General features: G+C 44.1%; 16 protein-coding genes and 1 pseudogene. 8 read left to right on the top strand and 9 right to left on the bottom strand.

The window, feature by feature from the left end:
- Positions 1-27: 27 nt before the first annotated feature.
- Genes FTU86_RS09590 through FTU86_RS09580 form a run of 3 tightly spaced genes read left to right on the top strand, consistent with a single transcriptional unit; the run spans position 28 to position 4,782 of the window.
- Positions 28-1,371, top strand: a complete 1,344-nt coding sequence (locus FTU86_RS09590) for a MacA family efflux pump subunit (protein WP_160241617.1) — start codon at positions 28-30, stop codon at positions 1,369-1,371.
- Positions 1,372-1,373: 2 nt separating this feature from the next.
- Positions 1,374-3,353: a MacB family efflux pump subunit gene (locus FTU86_RS09585; RefSeq protein WP_160241618.1), complete on the top strand. Its 1,980-nt coding sequence runs from the start codon at positions 1,374-1,376 to the stop codon at positions 3,351-3,353.
- A 10-nt stretch (positions 3,354-3,363) separates the two neighbouring features.
- A complete protein-coding gene (locus FTU86_RS09580) occupies positions 3,364-4,782 on the top strand; it encodes an efflux transporter outer membrane subunit (protein WP_160241619.1) in 1,419 nt (472 codons plus the stop codon).
- 94 nt (positions 4,783-4,876) lie between these two features.
- Here FTU86_RS09580 and FTU86_RS09575 read toward each other — a convergent pair whose 3' ends face one another.
- Genes FTU86_RS09575 through FTU86_RS09565 form a run of 3 tightly spaced genes read right to left on the bottom strand, consistent with a single transcriptional unit; the run spans position 4,877 to position 6,682 of the window.
- Positions 4,877-5,644: a putative type VI secretion system effector gene (locus tag FTU86_RS09575; RefSeq protein WP_180036866.1), complete on the bottom strand. Its 768-nt coding sequence runs from the start codon at positions 5,642-5,644 to the stop codon at positions 4,877-4,879.
- Positions 5,631-6,392, bottom strand: a complete 762-nt coding sequence (locus tag FTU86_RS09570; RefSeq protein WP_218945237.1) for a putative type VI secretion system effector — start codon at positions 6,390-6,392, stop codon at positions 5,631-5,633. The genes FTU86_RS09575 and FTU86_RS09570 overlap by 14 nt, the downstream gene beginning before the upstream one ends.
- A gap of 20 nt (positions 6,393-6,412) precedes the next feature.
- Positions 6,413-6,682 carry a hypothetical protein gene (locus FTU86_RS09565; RefSeq protein ID WP_160241622.1) on the bottom strand — a complete coding sequence of 90 codons (270 nt, stop codon included), beginning with the start codon at positions 6,680-6,682 and terminating at the stop codon, positions 6,413-6,415.
- A 123-nt stretch (positions 6,683-6,805) separates the two neighbouring features.
- Between FTU86_RS09565 and FTU86_RS09560 the strand changes: the two are divergent.
- A pseudogene (locus FTU86_RS09560) lies at positions 6,806-7,033 on the top strand (IS5/IS1182 family transposase); the annotation flags it as partial.
- 768 nt (positions 7,034-7,801) lie between these two features.
- Here FTU86_RS09560 and FTU86_RS09555 read toward each other — a convergent pair.
- From FTU86_RS09555 to orn, 6 genes are all read right to left on the bottom strand, one after another.
- Positions 7,802-8,263, bottom strand: coding sequence for a hypothetical protein (locus FTU86_RS09555; RefSeq protein WP_045796769.1), 462 nt, complete (start codon positions 8,261-8,263; stop codon positions 7,802-7,804).
- Positions 8,260-9,810, bottom strand: a complete 1,551-nt coding sequence (locus tag FTU86_RS09550; protein ID WP_160241623.1) for a hypothetical protein — start codon at positions 9,808-9,810, stop codon at positions 8,260-8,262. Before FTU86_RS09550 ends, FTU86_RS09555 begins: the two co-directional genes overlap by 4 nt.
- Position 9,811: 1 nt before the next feature.
- Positions 9,812-12,598: a type VI secretion system Vgr family protein gene (locus tag FTU86_RS09545; RefSeq protein WP_373683657.1), complete on the bottom strand. Its 2,787-nt coding sequence runs from the start codon at positions 12,596-12,598 to the stop codon at positions 9,812-9,814.
- 139 nt (positions 12,599-12,737) lie between these two features.
- Positions 12,738-13,541 carry an enoyl-ACP reductase gene (locus FTU86_RS09540; protein ID WP_005182307.1) on the bottom strand — a complete coding sequence of 268 codons (804 nt, stop codon included), beginning with the start codon at positions 13,539-13,541 and terminating at the stop codon, positions 12,738-12,740.
- Positions 13,542-13,689: 148 nt separating this feature from the next.
- Positions 13,690-14,424, bottom strand: coding sequence for a Bax inhibitor-1/YccA family protein (locus tag FTU86_RS09535; protein WP_156188769.1), 735 nt, complete (start codon positions 14,422-14,424; stop codon positions 13,690-13,692).
- A gap of 255 nt (positions 14,425-14,679) precedes the next feature.
- Entirely contained in the window at positions 14,680-15,234 is a 555-nt protein-coding gene (gene orn / locus FTU86_RS09530; RefSeq protein ID WP_005182297.1) for an oligoribonuclease, read from the bottom strand.
- Between the two features lie 125 nt (positions 15,235-15,359).
- Between orn and rsgA the strand changes: the two genes are divergently transcribed.
- The 4 genes from rsgA to secB all read left to right on the top strand — a co-directional run bounded on the left by rsgA (position 15,360) and on the right by secB (position 17,699).
- Positions 15,360-16,418, top strand: a complete 1,059-nt coding sequence (gene rsgA / locus FTU86_RS09525; RefSeq protein WP_104490218.1) for a small ribosomal subunit biogenesis GTPase RsgA — start codon at positions 15,360-15,362, stop codon at positions 16,416-16,418.
- A gap of 96 nt (positions 16,419-16,514) precedes the next feature.
- Entirely contained in the window at positions 16,515-16,922 is a 408-nt protein-coding gene (locus tag FTU86_RS09520) for a rhodanese-like domain-containing protein (RefSeq protein ID WP_005182291.1), read from the top strand.
- Positions 16,923-16,942: 20 nt separating this feature from the next.
- Positions 16,943-17,200, top strand: a complete 258-nt coding sequence (grxC, locus tag FTU86_RS09515; protein WP_005182284.1) for a glutaredoxin 3 — start codon at positions 16,943-16,945, stop codon at positions 17,198-17,200.
- Between the two features lie 40 nt (positions 17,201-17,240).
- Positions 17,241-17,699, top strand: coding sequence for a protein-export chaperone SecB (gene secB / locus FTU86_RS09510; RefSeq protein WP_005182282.1), 459 nt, complete (start codon positions 17,241-17,243; stop codon positions 17,697-17,699).
- Positions 17,700-17,873 lie beyond the last annotated feature (174 nt).

Below are 17,873 nucleotides of genomic sequence, written 5' to 3'. Positions count from 1 at the left end.
TAATTCTTTTTACCTGTTTCGATGATCATGCCTAAAATAAAACCAACCAAACTCGCGCTTGCTGCGCTGGCCATTGTGGCACTTATTGCTGCAGCCTGGTTCTTTTTAAAACCTAAACAGGAACAGCCACAGTACATTACCGCTGCCGTCAGCCGTGGCGATATTGAAAATTCAGTACTGGCCACCGGTGTCCTTGAAGCCACCAAAATGGTCAGTGTCGGCGCCCAGGTGTCGGGACAGGTCAGAAAAATGTATGTTGAACTCGGCGATCAGGTCAAACAGGGCCAGCTGATTGCCCAGATTGATTCGGTACGTCAGGAAAACGAATTAAAAACCGCAGAAGCCAGCATTAAAAACCAGCAGGCCCAACTGGCGGTGCGTCAGGCCAATCTTGCCAAAGTCGAAGCCGAATATCGCCGACAACAGGCCATGTATGACCAGGATGCGACCTCACGTGCAGAACTGGAAGCCGCACTGGCCAGCTACAAAACCGCACAGGCCGATATTGCTGCCATTAATGCCCAGATTGAACAGTCCCGCTTAACCTTAGCCACCACACGTGAAGATTTAGGCTATACCCGTATTGTTGCACCCATGGATGGTACGGTCGTGGCGATTGTTACGGAAGAAGGCCAGACTGTAAACGCCAACCAGAGTGCACCGACCATTGTCAAACTGGCCAAGCTCGACACCATGACGGTGAAATCGGAGATTTCTGAAGCCGACGTTATGAAAGTGGAAGAAGGTCAGCGTGTGTACTTCACTACCTTGGGCAACAGTGAGAAAAAACACTACGCCACTTTACGTCAGGTTGAACCGGCACCAAATTCAATCAATACCGAGACCAATAACAGTTCATCCACTTCAAGCTCTGCGGTGTATTACAACGCCCTGTTTGATGTTCCGAATGAAGATGGCAAATTGCGTATTGACATGACCGCACAGGTGTCAATTGTGCTGGATGAAGCGAAAAATGTCCTGATGATTCCAGCGGCAGCCATTCAGGCCTCTAACCGTCCACAGCGTAGCCGTGCCCCGGGTGCAGATCAGGCGCCGGCTGAACGCGGTGCATCTGAAGCTCGTGGTCAACGCCCGGCCGGTGACCGTCCTGCGCGCTTAACCCTGACCGAACAGGAACGTGCCCTGATTAATCAAGGCAAAGCTGCACTGGCAATGGTACGTGTCTTACAGGCCGATGGCAGCGCCAAACCGCAACAGGTCCTGACCGGCTTAAATAACCGGGTTAGCGTTGAAATCATCAAAGGTTTGAAAGAGGGTGATCAGGTCATTATTGCCGATGGTTCAGATACTTCAAACGATGGCGCCAAACGTAGCAACCGTGGTGGTCCTTCCGGCCCAATGAGAATGTAAGCATGAGTCAACAACAGCAACCTCTACTCGAGGTCAAGAATCTGACTCGTGAATTCCCGGCAGGTGAATCAACGGTGCAGATTCTCAAGGGTGTCGATCTGGCAATTTACCCCGGTGAACTGGTCGCAATTGTCGGTCAGTCCGGTTCGGGTAAATCGACCCTGATGAATATTTTAGGCTGTCTGGATAAACCGACCTCGGGCAGCTACCGCGTCAATGGCCGTGAAACCCGTGAACTGGAACCCGATGAACTGGCGCAGTTACGCCGTGAATATTTTGGTTTTATTTTCCAGCGCTACCATCTGCTGGGTGATTTAACCGCAGCGGGAAACGTTGAAGTCCCGGCGATTTATGCCGGTGCCGATGCCGATGAACGTCATCAGCGTGCAGAAAAACTGCTGACCGATTTGGGTCTGGGCGAGAAAACCCAGAACCGTCCAAGCCAGCTTTCTGGTGGTCAGCAACAGCGTGTTTCGATTGCCCGTGCACTAATGAATGGCGGCGATGTGATTCTGGCCGATGAACCAACCGGTGCACTGGACAAAAACAGCGGCATTGAGGTGATGCGGATTCTGCGCGAGCTGAATGCCCAGGGTCATACTATTATTCTGGTCACCCATGACCACAATGTCGCCAAAAGTGCCAGCCGGATTATTGAAATCAGTGACGGGAATATTATTTCCGATCAGCCGAATACGCCAGAAACTGACGATGCCCCCCTAGAAAAACAGCAACTGCAGCGCAATACGCAAAAGAAAATTTCGTCCTGGCGCTCCGCGGTGGACCGTCTGGGAGAAGCCTTCCGTATGGCCTTACTGGCCATGAATGCACACCGGATGCGAACCTTTCTGACCATGCTCGGGATTATTATCGGGATTGCCTCGGTGGTTTCAGTGGTGGCACTCGGCAATGGTTCACAAAAACAGATTCTGGAAAACATCAGCAGTCTGGGTACCAATACCATCACCGTGTATCAGGGCCGGGGCTTCGGGGACAATTCACGTTCCTCTCAGGTCAGAACCCTGATTCCCGCAGATGCCGATGCGCTGGCGGAACAGCCCTATGTCGATGGGGTCAGCCCGTCGGTGAATACCAGCGTGACCGGACGCTTTAAGGAAATTGAAGCCTCGACCACCGTGAATGGTGTGAGTGAAGACTTCTTCTATGTACGCGGTCTGGATTTTAACAGCGGTCAACCTTTTGACCGGAGCAGTGTCCGCACTCAAGCCCAAGACGTGGTGATTGATACCAACACCCAAAAGACTTTCTTTAGTGACGGCTCTAACCCGGTAGGTCAGGTGATTTTACTGGGGAGCGTACCCAGTCGGATCATTGGGGTGGTCGATGCCCAGCAAGGCATGGGCGGTAATGCGGATAGCCTGAATGTCTATCTGCCCTACTCCACCGTTTTAAGCCGGATGCTGGGGCAATCGCATGTGCGCAGCATCATTGTCCGGATTAAAGATGAATATCCAAGTGCCACCGCAGAAAATGCAATTTTAAGCCTGCTGGTCCAACGCCACGGTGCGCAGGATGTCTTTACCCAGAATGCCGACAGTATTCGGGAAACCATCCAGCAGACCACTGCGACGATGACCCTGCTGATTTCAGCCATTGCCGTGATTTCTCTGGTGGTGGGTGGTATCGGGGTGATGAACATCATGCTGGTATCGGTTACAGAGCGGACGCAGGAAATCGGCGTTCGTATGGCGGTGGGTGCCCGACAAAGTGACATCTTGCAGCAGTTCCTGATTGAAGCCGTACTGGTCTGTATTTTAGGTGGTATTCTCGGGGTGCTCTTATCTTTAGGGATTGGACAACTGATTACCCAGTTCGCCGGCGGGACTTTCCAAATGGCTTACTCGACCACCTCCATTGTGGCAGCCTTTATCTGTTCCAGCCTGATCGGGATTGTGTTTGGCTTTATTCCTGCCCGTAACGCTGCCCGTTTAAACCCCGTCGATGCCCTGTCTCGAGAATAAGGATACTTTCATGCAATTGAATTTCAGTAAACTTGCAACCGCCTTGCTATTGAGTAGCAGCCTGGTCGGCTGTGCGGCGGTAGTGAAAACCCCATATCAGGCACCCGCTGTGACTATTCCAGGCAGTTTCCAGAACAGTAAAGCGGTTAGCCAGCAGGTGCATGCTCAGGTTCAGGCCGATCAGTGGTGGACGCTGTTTAAGGATGCCCAGCTGAATGCCCTGGTTGAACAAACCTTGACGCGCAATAGCGATCTGGCAGTTGCCGGGATTAATCTGCAACAGGCTCGTCTACAGGCGGGACAGTCTCAAAGCCAGCAAGGGATCCGGATTGGAGATGCCAGCATTTCAACCGGGCACCGTTTTAGTCTGGATGGCGATGGTAATGCCTCGACCGGAATTTCTCTGGGCTATCCACGCTTGAGTTATGAACTGGATTTATTTGGCAAACTGGCCAACCAGACCGAAGCTGCGCGTTGGGAAGCCTTAGCCACCGAGCAGGATTTACAGGCCACAGCACAGAGTTTGATTGGTACAGCAGCAGAGCTGTATTGGCAGCTGGGCTATTTAAATGAACGTTATCAGGTGGTGCAGCAAAACCTGGCGACCGCACAAAAAACCTATGAACTGGTACAAGTACAGTATCGGGCTGGCGCGGTATCGGGTCTGGATGTAACCCAGACAGAACAGTCGGTACAAAACCAGAAATCGACCTTAAGCCAGATTGAGCAGCAGCGTGTAGAAACCCGGACGGCCTTGGCAGTTTTATTAAACATGCCGGTGCAGCAACTGAATGTTCAGGAACCGCCGCGTTTACCACGCACGGCGCTGCCGGAGATTAGTGCCGGTTTGCCGGCAGAATTATTGGCGCGTCGTCCGGACTTACAGGCTGCCGAGTTACGCCTGCGTAAAGCCCTGGCCAATAAAGATGCCAATCGGGCCAGCTATTATCCATCGATCAGCTTGACTGGCGCACTATCAACAGGTGTGGGTGCCTCTACCTCACTAAGCAGTGCATTGCAAAATCCGGCCTTGACCTTGGGTGCTGGATTAAGTCTGCCATTTTTACAATGGAATGACATGAAACGTGATTTACAGGTCAACGAACTGGAATATGAAAAAGCGATTTTGCAGTATCGCCAGACTCTATATGCCGCCTTTGCAGATGTGGAAAATGCATTATCGGCACGTAATGAGCTGGATAAACAGCTTGCCTTGCAGGCACGTAATGTTGAACTGGCGGAAAAGTCTGAACGGTTGACTGAAGTCCGTTATCTTAACGGCGCAGTGGCGTTAAAAAATCTGTTAGATGCACAGGAAACCACGCGTAATGCCCGTTTGTCTTTGGTGCAAACCCGTCAAAGCCAATATAATGCTTATGTAACTTTATTGCAGGCGTTGGGTGGGAGTCCGATTCAGCAGTTGCCTTAAATTTGATTAAAAATTAAAAAGCCCTAAGGGGCTTTTTTAAATTCACGATGTAAAAATTTTAGAGTGTACGATTTCAATATTTTGCAACTTGCCTTCAATTTTTTTCATTTTTCTTGTCAAAATAGTCTTCAGGAAAAGGGTCTTTTCCTATCAAAACATCTCTATATTTCATCACACTCGGGTAAAAGCCTTCACTATCTATAAGCCTAGATTTATATAAGTCTTGTTCTTTTACATCTGAAAAATTGAGCATTTCAAATACATTTTCTGAAACTTGTGCTAATTCTCTCAAGTTATTTTTACCCAATAAAAAGCAAAACATTAGGAAAAATGAAAATAGAATACCAACAGGATAAAAAATCATTAGATTCAACTTAATTTCATCTATTGTAAAATCTCCGCTAAAATATTGCATAACAGCTATTGCACTAGCAAGAATAATCATTACTAATGAGAAAATAATTGCATATTTTATTGATGTTAAATAAGTTTTCTTTTTAGAGCGCCCCATTTCATATGGCATGTGTAAAAGCCCCTTTTTAGGATCTAAAGCTGCATATACAAAATGGTATCCTTCCTCTTGCTCTTCACTTATGACCATAATTAAAGGTGTATTATTTTTAAACTTTACACCAGTGAACTGACCAACAACGCGAATTCCGTTAATCTCACCTCTAAAAGTCTTTCCATCTCTACCTTTTGCAGCTAATGCCATAATGGGCACGTTACTCATTAAGGAAGTACTTCCGACTAATGTACCAATTAACGCAGTATTAGCTGCTTGTTGATTTAAATTACCAATAGACAAAATTTTAGAATCTTCTACTTTAAGATTTTGAATCTTGCCTTCAATTTTTATCATTTTTCTTCTCAAAATAATCCGCTGGATAGGGATCTTTTCCAATCAAACTTTTTCTATAATCCAAAACACTCACATGCAAACCATTTTCATCGATCAGATATGAATTAAAAAGATTTTGATTTTTGGGTTGTTCAAACCCTAATATTTCAAAAATTTTCTCGCTGTAACGCCCTAGAAAACGTACATTATCCTTACCAAATAAAAAGCTAAATAGTAGACCAAAGGAAAATATAAATGACACTAAATAAGAGATTATTAATTGATTTTTAAAGTCAATAATATCTTTACCATTATCAGGATTTAAATACCCTACCAGAGCAATAATAGTTAAAAAAATACATGAAAATATACTTAGTATTATTGCCCATTTAAGTAAATGTAAACAATGCTTTTTAAATGAACGCCCAGAATCATACAACATATGAAGTATTCCCTTATTTGGTATTAATACTGCATAAGCTAAATGAAAGCCTTTATCTTGCTCTTCACTTAGGATGGTAACAACTTGGTCCCCTTCATTAAATTTTACTGTAGTATATTGCCCAATGACATCAATCCCGTCTATTTTACAAGTAAAGGTTTTTGCTCTCCTACCTTTTGAAGCAAGAATTAATATTGGGGCCGCACTTAAAAGTGAAGTACTTTCTGTCAACACTCCTAGCAAAGCTGTAGTTGCGACTTGCTTACCAATATTTTTAAAAGGCTGTATAATAGATTCTTCACATTTAAGACCTTCTATTCTACCCACAATTTTTTTGCATTAATCATTTATATACTCTGTAAGGCCTCACTAAATGCCTTATCCTCCTCCAATATATTCTTAAATTTACTTTTATTTAGACCAAAAGCTGATTTACTACACCAACTTTCAAGTTTGCTATCAAAATAGTAGTTTTTAGCTAGCTCGTACAAAAAGGTTAATCCTAGTCCAACCCAAGTTAACCTAGCTGCCCATTTTACAACACTAATTAATAAAAACTTACTAGCAGCATGCGCAATAATATTTTTTTCAACATTTTTTAAAATATATGATTCCACAACTGAAATTTGTGCTAGCCCCCCGAAACCTATTGCTATCAAAGCTAATGAATTGATAAGTTTTACAACTAGAATTGCTTATAAGTAACCATTTTTTTCTTTTGATATAGCAATTGAGTCGCTAATGAATTACTTCGAACAGTTAAACGTTTAGGCAGGACACTATGGAAAAAATGGTCAGGCTATCATCGCCGCAGTTTGGTAGAAACCAAGATGCATTGCATCAAATTATTAGGCGATAAATTAATGGCAAGAAGCTTTCCTAGTCAGGTGAATGAGATTCATGCACGTGTAGCAGTCCTCAACAGATTTACGGAATTAGGTCGACCACTTACCCAAGTTACGCCTTAAATTTGGCTCAATTAGGGGCGCTTTGCATTTCAAATCTTTGTGCAACAAAACCTACATCTTCAATAAGCATTCCATCACCAATCGTTCCTGCTCCCACAACAACAGCTGTAATAGTCAAGGAAACAGGTAAAGATATGTATAGCCAGCTTAATTTAAAATATATTAAAAACCTAAATATATTAGAAAATCAGCAATAGACTCATAGAAAAAAAATGCGATTCCAAAAATAAAAACAAACAAAGATAATATCTCAATTATAATAATTTGTTTTTTAAATTTTTCACATAAATAAATAACATTATCCTGATACAGATTTGGATACAAGCTAGGACTCTTTTCTCCACGTTTTGCAAAATACGGCATCTTTTCATAACGTCTGTATGTTATAAAATATGAAAACCACATCATAGAGAATATAAAATTAAGTTGTAGTACCTTTTCAAAAGAGATTCCCACCTCATCTAAATACTCTTCAATGCCATATATTTTTTCAGAAAGTTCTTTACTATTTTTTTTATAAATAACAGGTTATATATATATGTATATAAAAGTAGCATTAAGCCAATAACAAGTAAGCTAATTAAAACGCTACCATAAAAATCAACTAATTGACCTTCCATTAACATACCCCTGTCCTTTTTTTGAGTTCATCCTCAGCAAAATCTGCACCATATTTACCACCACCAATCACACCTGCACCAATAACAACAGCTGTAATAGTCAAGGAAACAGGTAAAGATATGTATAGCCAGCTTAATTTAAAATATATTAAAAACCTAAATAGACAATAAATTTTGCTATATATTTCGACGTAAACATTGAAATCCCAAAAAATAGAGAGACAAAAGCTAAGACCTCATTTGTGATTATCTGTTTTCCAAACTTTTCACATAAATAAATGACATTATCCTGATAAAGGTTTGGATACAAGCTTGGACTCTTTTCTCCACGTTTGGCGAAATATGACATCTTCTTTTTAAAATATCTATGCTGTACAAAATATGAGAACCACATCAAGGAAAATATAAAATTTAGTTGCATTACCTTTTCAAAAGAAACTCCCACCTCATCTAAGTATTCTTCGATACCATAGATTCTTTCAGAAAGCTCTTTACTATTTTTCTTTATAAATAAATAGTTATATATATATATAATTAAGACCAAAGAAAGAACCAAAATCATTGAGCCAAAGAATATCCAAAAATCATAAATTAATGTTTGATCATTCATTCACATATTCCTGTAATTTTTTTGATCTTTTCTTCAGCAAGTTCACCACCATATTTACCACCAACAATAATACCTGTCCCCACTACAACGGCAGTAATTGTCAAGGAAACAGGTGCTGTTATAGTGTAGCCTACTGCACCAGCTGCCATTCCTATAACATAAACCACACCACCGCCAACAACTTTCCCAATCCAACCACCAGCTGCCCCTCCAGCAATCTTACTGCCTTCAATCATAGCCACTTTCTTTGTAAGCTCCATATCACCCGTGTTATAGGCATCCATTGTATTTTTAAAGAAAATCGCAGCACCTAAACCGACAACCAATTGCTTACCCATTCTTAAACCGATACTGATTTTCCCTAAATCTACGATCATTTTATCGTAATGCTTCAAACCACCTCTTACAGCATCTGAGCGTATAAGAGAGTCCGTTTTCATATACTTTCTCATTAAAGGGATTTGAGTCTGAGGCTCTACAATATGCATATCTTTGAGTGCTGTACCCAACTGGCTATAAAGTGAGGCATATTTTTTCTTAAAATCTGAAAAATGCTTTGGGTTCGCATATTTAGATTTCATTAGCTGTTCACTTTGATAAACAGCCATAATCGCATCATTGCTTTTTATCACTTTTTCTAGTGATGTTTCTTTCATGACTAGAAGCTCATTCTTTTTAAGCTTCCTATCTCGCTCGCTTTTTTGTTCAGCGCTATCTACAATTTGCCCCGTTCTTTCTTCAACTTGATCTAATAGATCATCATCACCTTGACAGTATTCCTTCCTAAACTCATCAACTGTAACGACTTTCTTTTGGTCACTTACATTGGCTAATGCCATTTCAGTAGCATGTGACCAATAATCGTACAAAAGTTCATAATTTGCAGCAAAAAATGCTGCATCAAAATTTGAGGACTTGCTCAATAGCTTCAATTTTTCTTCGACGCTGCTCGCTAACCGCTTATATTCACTCAGCTTAAGATCATTACCATATTTATTTGATAAAATGACCACCTGACACGGCTTAAGCACAGTCATTGGTCCATTGGTTGATAACCCTGGCAAATGGGCATTATTATTTTTAAAAATAGAAAATTCTTTTGCCGTAGGAGGGTATGCATAGATACGTTTTAACAATGCATCGACAGTCTCATCTTCTCGAATCAACAACCAACCAACTTCCATACCTTCTTTTATATAAACTTTTTGGATTTTATTTTCTTCTATCGGGGAACTTTGCGCTTGATGGTATTTAAACTTGATCTCTGTAAACTTTCCGCTTTCAGATTGTGCTAAATGTGGAAGGATTGCGCCTTGATACCATTTATCGTCTAAGAAAATATCAACTTGAACTACTGCAGTATCATAATTCACCTCAATTTTATGGGTTTTCATAAACTTATTAAAAGGTGTCAGTTTAGATACATAGGTAGATTTAGCTTCAGATGTTTTTGCTGTAATCACATATTTCAAACGTGGCAAAGCAATATGTTTTGGCACATTCTTTAATACAGCTTGTGCAAGCTTAGGTTGAGGATACTTTGCCATCTTAGTTATCCAATTTCTTTATTTTGTCATTGATTGCATGTAGATAGTAATTCTCTTGCTTATCAGTGACAAATGCCTGAGTTAAACTATTCGCATCTGTTTTTCCATAGCTTACATGCCCTTGATCATTCATTAACATGTAAGAAGTGAAAGGCAACAACGCTTGTGTTTCAGTATCTCGCAATTCAAATTGTATTTTGTGTAATCCCAATTTAGGCATTAAAGGAATGGTTGCATGAACATTTTCACCACTCTTAAACAAATGCTGCCCCGCCTTTACCTCGAATTTTCCGCCTGTGGTCGGAAAAATCCCAGAGCCATTAATCTTGATTTGTGAACCACCGGCGGTCAGATTAATTTCGGTTGGACTGGTAATATAAACCGCATCTTCCGTCGAAATAATTTGCACCCCCTTTCTGGCAATAAGATCTGCACCATCACCCTGTGCCTGAATCTCGACTTTGCCTTTACCCGCATATAAACGTGCACCGTCTTGTGCTGCAAACAGGCTTAGTTTCTGGCTGGCATGGGCAATCAAAGACTGCTGCGTACTGAGGTTAATACTCTCTCCGGCACTGTGGCTAATCTGACCATCGGCAGAGAGATGCACATCTTGCTGACTACTTAAGGCAATAGAGTTTGGTGCAGCCAATACCATGATCGCAGACTTAAAGGCATCTGCTTTGGCAGGGTCGTCATTGGCTAGTGTTTCAATAAAAGACTGGAGATTTTCTAAAACCTCTAAAGGATCGGTCTGCTGGTTTTTGGCCACTTCACTCAAGGCTTGGGCATTGTTCAGGCTGTTTTCTAGCTGGCTCTTGGCTTCACTGGCATCGAGATGGTTGCCTTCGGCTTGTGCCTGTGGATGGGTCGAAATCAGTAAGCCTTCTCCAGCACGAACTGCACCCCACTGATCGGTTCTCAGTTCAAAACCTTCACCACGGCCATCACTTTCAGCGCTGGCTTTGGGATGGCTCAAGTTCCCCAGGTTCAGTTGGGTCGCACCATGGCTGCTTTGCAGCTGGGCAGAGATCTGCTTCGGAGTATCATCAAAACGCAGCTGGTTAAAACCACTGCCTTCGATTTCCTGCGAGCGGATGCCGCTGAGTTTTTTGGTGTCGGGTAGTTGGCCTTGTTGGTCGAATTGGGTTGGCGAGCGTTCTGCTTCATGTAAACGACCAACCACGAAAGGCCGGTCGATGTTACCGTCAAAGAAGTCGATCACCACAATTTCATTAATCCGTGGCAGGAAACGTGCCCCGTAGCCTTCTCCGGCCCAGGGGGTCAGTACATCCACCCAGGCCGAATCGGTGTCATTGTCATTACTGCCGGCCCCGCCATCATGCTGATGGTCATCACTGCGGGTAAACAGGAAACGGACTTTGATTCGGCCCCATTCATCGACATGGATGCTTTCGCCAGCAGGACCGACTACCCGGGCGCGCTGTGGATGAGCCGCCGGTCGGTGCTGTAGTGGATGGTATTCCGGTACGGTGTGGATATTGCGACGTTGTAAGGTTAAGGTATTGCCTTGACGTTCATCCGGGTGTTGTTTTTGTTGAAAACTAAAATGGCTATGCCAGTGGCTCTGGCTGAGTAGCTGGTTGATCTGCTGATTGAGGTCTTTGGGTAAGTTGTTCTGGTTATAGAACTGTTTGCCGGTAATTAGAAATTCTTTGTCGGCTGCGCTGTGCTGGTCAATTTCCGGGTGTTCATTCAGTTCAAACCAGTAGCCAACCTGGGCATCACGGACGGTGGAGTGGGCACTAAAGTATTTGGATTGCAGGTCGTGGTAGTGACTGAGGTTCTGGTTCAGTTTGTCCAGCTGGTTGTTGGAAGAGGCTGTGGCCTGGTCTTCACCATTTAAATCCTGCATCCAGGCCGGGCTGATCTGCCAGGCTTGTTCCAGGCTTAAGCTGGCATTGTCCTGATTGTGGCTGTGCTGGTGTTTGCTTTGTACAGAACCGGCGCCTTCTTCCTGGCTGAGGCTGTCTGACTGCCAGCGTTGCAGATGTACGGTAGTCGGTTGCAGGCTGCGCTGGGCAATCAACTGGGTGATGCTGTCTAATTGTTCGGTGGCACTGGAGCGATGAAAGCGGATGCTGCGGCGGTTTAAAGCACTGTACTGGCTGTTGTCATCAATCAGGCGCAGTTTCTGGGCCTGAATCGGGCTGCTGGAATGTAAGACCTGTAACTGGGCTTCATCAATCAGCCAGTTAATCCCTTCACTGCGCCAGAGCCGGGTCAAAAAGTCATAGTCGGTTTCATTGGACTGCATGATAAAGGGACGCACATCCAGTTCCTGGGTCAGTCCGGTTAAGTCCAGGGTCAGGCTGGCGGCAAAGAGTGGGCTTTTGTTTTGCCATTCTTTAAATAGAATCTCGCTGACTTCGCGTACGCTTTTATTCATAAACACACGGCTGTTACGGCGTTTATGCCAGAGTGCGGTTGGATCTTCTAGCGTAAGTTTATAGAGGGTGAGAGAGCCATCACTCTGGCCTTGCGCGGCTGCGGTGATAATACCGCTGCTGCGAAATAGCTGGCCCTGGTCAGTGACCTGATCGACGGCAACCTGCGCGCCGATAAACTGTTTTAACGGAATCTGGGCATTGGTCGAAAGACAGATCAGTTCGGCATGTAAACCGTCATTGAGCTGGTGTTCACCGTCGATGCGCTGTAAAAAAACATCGGTATTTAAGGCAGGCTGAGAAAATTGAATATGGAGGGCACGTTTTTGTGGGCTGAGGCCTAATTTTTCTAGTGCTGCAAATATATTGCTTGGCATCATTGTTCTGTAATAAATAGCTAAAAAAAAGTGTGGCTATTTTATACAAAATAACCACATAAAACATCGCTTCAACCCGGCCGCTTGTTTATCAATATGTAACTATCCGATAAAAAACCGGCGCAGGTTAAAACGTTCCGACTTATTCTGCGTCCATCATGGCGGCGCTCATACCCACGGTATTAAAGCCAGCATCTACATACAGAATTTCACCGGTAATCCCGTTGGCCCACGGTGAGCACAGGAATAAAGCGGCATTGCCCACTTCTTCAATGGTGACATTACGTTTTAATGGGGCAATTTTTTCATTGGCATCCAACATCTTACGGAATGATTTAATTCCTGATGCAGCCAATGTACGGATTGGACCGGCAGAAATGGCATTAACACGAATGCCTTCAGCACCCAAGCTAGAGGCTAAATAACGCACCCCTGCTTCAAGCGAAGCTTTGGCCATGCCCATCACGTTGTAGTTTGGCATTACACGCTCAGAACCCTGATAAGTTAGGGTTAATAAACAGCCTTGACGCGCCTGTAATAATGGTTTTGCGGCACGCGCCATCGCAACAAAGCTGTAGGCGCTGATGTCATGCGCAATTTTAAAACCTTCACGGTCGGTCACATCAGTAAAGTCACCATCTAAGGTATGGGCTGGTGCGAAACCAATTGAATGCACCACGCCATCCAGACCATCCCAATGTTGAGCAAGATCGACAAAGACCTGTTCAATTTCAGCATCTACCGCAACATCACAAGGAAGAACAATTTTAGAACCAAACTGTTCTGCAAATTCATCCACACGTTTTTTCAATTTTTCATTCGGATAGGTAAAAGCCAGCTCTGCACCTTCACGATGTAAAGCCTGAGCAACACCAAATGCAATGGATAATTTACTCGCAATACCCGCGATTAAAAAGCGTTTACCCGCTAATAGTCCTTGTGCCATGTGAATCTCACTCATATTGATTTTGCAGTATCATGCCAATTCTGAGCCAATTCGGAAATTGCATAATGCGCCTTTTTTTCAATTCCTCCGAAGAAAGTAAAAATCGCGCAAAGGTTGCGCGATTTTAATGTCGATAAATGCCGGGAAGTTAATCATTGCTTTGCAATAAGCCCAGCAAACGCAGGAAGGAATAATACATCCAGACCAAGGTGGCCAATAAGGCAATGGCGCTCAGCCATTCCATGCTTTTCGGTGCACCTTGTGCTGCACCGGTTTCAATCAGGTCAAAGTCTAGAATCAAGTTTAAAGAGGCAATCACGGCCACAAATGCTGCAAAGCCAATTCCAAGCCAGTTGCTTTCAAACAGATAAGGAATACTCGACCCCAAAGCCAGACTCAGAAAGATTTGCACCACAAACACCATCGCAATCGCAATTGAGGCCGACATCACCACCGCCTTAAATTTTTCAGTGGCGCGAATCACGCGCGTGCGATACAGCACAAACATCACTAGTGTGGTCACAAAAGTAGCCAGCAAGGCCTGTAATGGCACACCCGGAAACTGCAACTGGAAGATCACTGAAATCCCGCCCAGAAAGGCCCCTTCAAACAGTGCATAGGGAATAGCCAGCGTGCGCGCTGTATTCGGCTTAAAGGTGGCCACCAAAGCCAGAATCAGTCCGCCAATGGCACCGACAATTGCGCCGGCATAGGCAATAGAAAGATTGGCAGTCAGGAAACTGTAGAAAAACAGGCCGATGCCCACCACGGCGGCAATTAAAGTCAGCAGGACAGATTTTTGGATTGCTCCCTGCACGCTCATCGGCCGGGCATAATCACTCGACATCTCAACGCGTGTCAGGATCGGGTTATTACTTTGCATGATTTAAGGTACTCCGATCATTGCGGCAAATGGGTTTTGAAATACACATTGCTCCTATCATAAGCGCGCAGCTGCATCCTGTCTAAATAATCACCAAAAAGATTACATCTTTATAACGGGTAATATCTCTGGATCACATCCGAATAACAGCAAATGAAAAACGATAGAGATAAAAAAAGAGGCCCAAAGCCTCTTCTTAAGCGCTGTGGATACGCTCGTCCCCACAGTGCAAATAGATGGATGATGAACAGATACTTATTTATTCATAATAAAGAAATATTCACGATAGTATTTCAGCTCGGCAATCGAGTCACGGATGTCATCCATGGCTAGGTGAGAGGCATTTTTCTTTAAGCCGCTCATAATTTCCGGACGCCAGCGTTTGGCCAGTTCTTTAACAGAAGATACATCCAGATTACGGTAATGGAAGAACTGCTCCAGCTCCGGCATTAACCGGTGTAAAAAGCGACGGTCCTGACAGATCGAGTTACCGCACATCGGCGAGGTTTTTGGATTGACCCATTTTTTCAGGAATTCCAAGGTTTGCTGCTCGGCATCCTGCGCGCTCAGTTTACTGCGACGTACACGCTCAATTAGCCCCGACTGACCATGCTGACGCGTGTTCCATTCATCCATGGCATTTAAAATACGATCTGATTGATGCACGGCCAGTACCGGACCTTCCGCCAGAATATTTAAATGATCGTCTGTCACAATGGTGGCAATTTCAATAATCTGATCATTATCGGTATCTAAACCTGTCATTTCCAGGTCAATCCAAATTAAGCGGGTATCAGGCGTGCTGCTCATAAATGTGCAATCTTATTCGTCTTAAAAACGGCTATAGTAGCAAATTTCTGTGTTCTTGGGTGTCATTCTGCCCGTGCTTCATGCTATTTTTGCACTCCAGATTTCATGGTTTTTTTAGGATATGAATGGCTTTAATTCGTAAGCGTCGCCTGACTGAACAGCAACAACGCCGCATTCAGAAACAGCAGCAAACCCGGCAGGAAGATATAGACAGCTCCAATGATCTGGAAGGTCTGGTGGTGCAGCATTATGGACGCCAGCTGGAAGTACAAGCCCTCTCCGTGCCGGAGCAGCATCCTGAAAAACCCGTGGTGGCCGAAGGTGAACCTGAACCGTTCTGGAAACCGATTGAACTGGGCAGCATCTGGCGCTGTCATACCCGTACCAACCTGGAATTACTGGTTACCGGTGACCGGGTCAAATGGCAGGCCGATCCAAATACCGGTCTGGGCATTATTAGCGCGATTCATCCGCGTCAGTCTTTGCTCACGCGCCCGGACCGTTACCACAAAGTCAAACCGGTAGCCGCCAATATCTCATTGATTGTGATTGTGTTTGCACCGCTGCCAGAACCGGCACCGGGTCTGATTGACCGCTATCTGGTGGCCTGTGCCGATGCCAATATTCCGGCGCTGCTGATCCTGAACAAATCCGACCTACTTACCGAAAATGATCCGATTCTGGATTTACTGCAAGAATACCGTGATTTGGGTTATGAAGTGATGCAGACCCAGTCTGATGCAGATCTGACTGAACTGTCCAACCGTTTAAAAAATGAAACTGTGGCCTTTGTCGGTCAGTCTGGCGTGGGTAAAAGTACCCTGATTAATGCCATCGTGCCGGAAGCGGCGCAGAAAACCAATATCATTTCAGAAAACTCGGCCCTGGGTCAGCATACCACCACCTCCACCCGCTTAATTCCGTTTGGTGAAGGTTCGGCGCTCATTGACTCACCGGGCATCCGCGAATTTGGCCTGTGGCATTTGACGACTGAAAAAATCCAGCAGGGTTTTCCGGAAATTGAAAATCTGCTCGGTCACTGTCAATTCCGTAACTGTACCCATAAGCACGAAAAGCAATGTGCCTTGCGTCAGGCAGCAGCAGCAGGTGAGATTTTAACGCGCCGGCTCGACAGTTATTTGCGTCTGATTGATGAAGTCAACGAAGCCCAGCAAAAAAATTAGTTTAATTGCAGCCCGACCCTTGAAGCGGTGATTTTGATCACCATATTTATAGGCTATACTCTGTGACAATTTTTGAAATTGTAATTTAGGTGACTTGTGGAACGTTGGTTCGAGTTTATGGGGAATCACCCCTTCTTGTTTGGAACACTGGCAGTTTTGGTGGTTTTATTCTTCATTTTGGAAGGCCAACGTAACGGGCGTAAAATTTCCCCACAATCTTTAGGGATTCTGGTGAAAGCCAAAAATGCCATGCTGATTGATTTACGTGATGCCAAAGACTTCCGTGAAGGCCATATCAGCGGCAGCCGCAACATTCCTTACAGCAAAATTTCAAGCCATATTGAAGAGTTAAAAACCGCTGACCGTCCATTGGTATTTATCTGCAATTTAGGCCAAATTGCCGGCACTGCCCTGCAACAGGTGGGCCACGCAGATAGCTATCGTCTGGATGGTGGGATCAGTAACTGGAAAGCACAAGGCTTACCTTTAGTAAAAAGCAAATAATCCGCTTAAGGAGATTAGCAATGGCTGAAGTAACGATTTATTCAACAACTGTATGTCCATATTGCGTACGTGCAAAACAGCTTCTTGAGCGTAAAGGCGTTGTCTATAAAGAAATCAATTTATCCAACGAAGCACCAGAAGTCCGCACTGAACTGATGCAGCGCACCAACCATCGTACTGTTCCACAAATTTTTATTAATGAGCAGTTCATTGGTGGTTTCGACCAGCTTTACGCCCTTGAGCGTGAAGGCAAACTCGATGACTTACTGGCGTCATAATTTCAGTTAATTTTCTGTTCATATTTTTAAGGAATAAATAATGAGTGAACAACAACAAGCTCAACCACAATTGGCATTAGAGCGTATTTATACAAAAGATATTTCTTTTGAAGTTCCAGGGGCACAAGTATTTACCAAAGAATGGCAGCCTGAACTGAATATCAATCTGTCGTCTTCTGCAGAAAAGATTGATCCAACCCACTTTGAAGTGTCTTTAAAAGTTGTTGTTCAAGCCAACAATGCCGGTGATACAGCATTTATTGTAGATGTCACTCAAGCAGGTATTTTCCTGATTGATGGCGTAGAAGAAGAACGTCTGCCATATATTCTGGGTGCCTACTGCCCGAACATCCTGTTCCCGTTCTTGCGTGAAGCAGTGAATGATATGGTTACCAAAGGCAGCTTCCCGCAATTGCTGTTAACGCCAATCAACTTTGATGCTGAATTTGAAGCCAACATGCAACGCGCACAAGCCGCTGCTGCAGAAGGTCAGGCTTAATTGTATTCAGGCATTTAAGTCCAGCACGAAAAAGCCCTGCACTTGCAGTAATGCCAGTCAGTTAAGCAAATTTTAGTAAAATGTAGTAAAAATGAGTGTATGTAAATACGCTCATTTTTTTATGTCTTTATCTGAACATTTAGAATCCACTCTTGAACATGCTCTCCCATCACT

It is taken from the genome of Acinetobacter sp. YH12155 (assembly GCF_013418255.1).
GTDB lineage: Bacteria > Pseudomonadota > Gammaproteobacteria > Pseudomonadales > Moraxellaceae > Acinetobacter > Acinetobacter indicus.
The sequence above is the reverse complement of the archived record's forward strand: the minus strand, read 5'-3'. Positions and strand labels throughout refer to the sequence as shown.

Bases quoted from the DNA above. Each gene is read 5' to 3' on its own strand.
- secB (WP_005182282.1), top strand. From the start codon at position 17,241: ATGAGTGAACAACAACAAGCTCAACCACAATTGGCATTAGAGCGTATT.
- FTU86_RS09575 (WP_180036866.1), bottom strand. From the start codon at position 5,644: ATGATAAAAATTGAAGGCAAGATTCAAAATCTTAAAGTAGAAGATTCT.
- FTU86_RS09535 (WP_156188769.1), bottom strand. From the start codon at position 14,424: ATGCAAAGTAATAACCCGATCCTGACACGCGTTGAGATGTCGAGTGAT.
- FTU86_RS09580 (WP_160241619.1), top strand. From the start codon at position 3,364: ATGCAATTGAATTTCAGTAAACTTGCAACCGCCTTGCTATTGAGTAGC.
- FTU86_RS09545 (WP_373683657.1), bottom strand. From the start codon at position 12,598: ATGATGCCAAGCAATATATTTGCAGCACTAGAAAAATTAGGCCTCAGC.
- orn (WP_005182297.1), bottom strand. From the start codon at position 15,234: ATGAGCAGCACGCCTGATACCCGCTTAATTTGGATTGACCTGGAAATG.
- FTU86_RS09555 (WP_045796769.1), bottom strand. From the start codon at position 8,263: ATGAATGATCAAACATTAATTTATGATTTTTGGATATTCTTTGGCTCA.
- grxC (WP_005182284.1), top strand. From the start codon at position 16,943: ATGGCTGAAGTAACGATTTATTCAACAACTGTATGTCCATATTGCGTA.
- FTU86_RS09590 (WP_160241617.1), top strand. From the start codon at position 28: ATGCCTAAAATAAAACCAACCAAACTCGCGCTTGCTGCGCTGGCCATT.
- rsgA (WP_104490218.1), top strand. From the start codon at position 15,360: ATGGCTTTAATTCGTAAGCGTCGCCTGACTGAACAGCAACAACGCCGC.
- FTU86_RS09540 (WP_005182307.1), bottom strand. From the start codon at position 13,541: ATGGCACAAGGACTATTAGCGGGTAAACGCTTTTTAATCGCGGGTATT.
- FTU86_RS09585 (WP_160241618.1), top strand. From the start codon at position 1,374: ATGAGTCAACAACAGCAACCTCTACTCGAGGTCAAGAATCTGACTCGT.
- FTU86_RS09550 (WP_160241623.1), bottom strand. From the start codon at position 9,810: ATGGCAAAGTATCCTCAACCTAAGCTTGCACAAGCTGTATTAAAGAAT.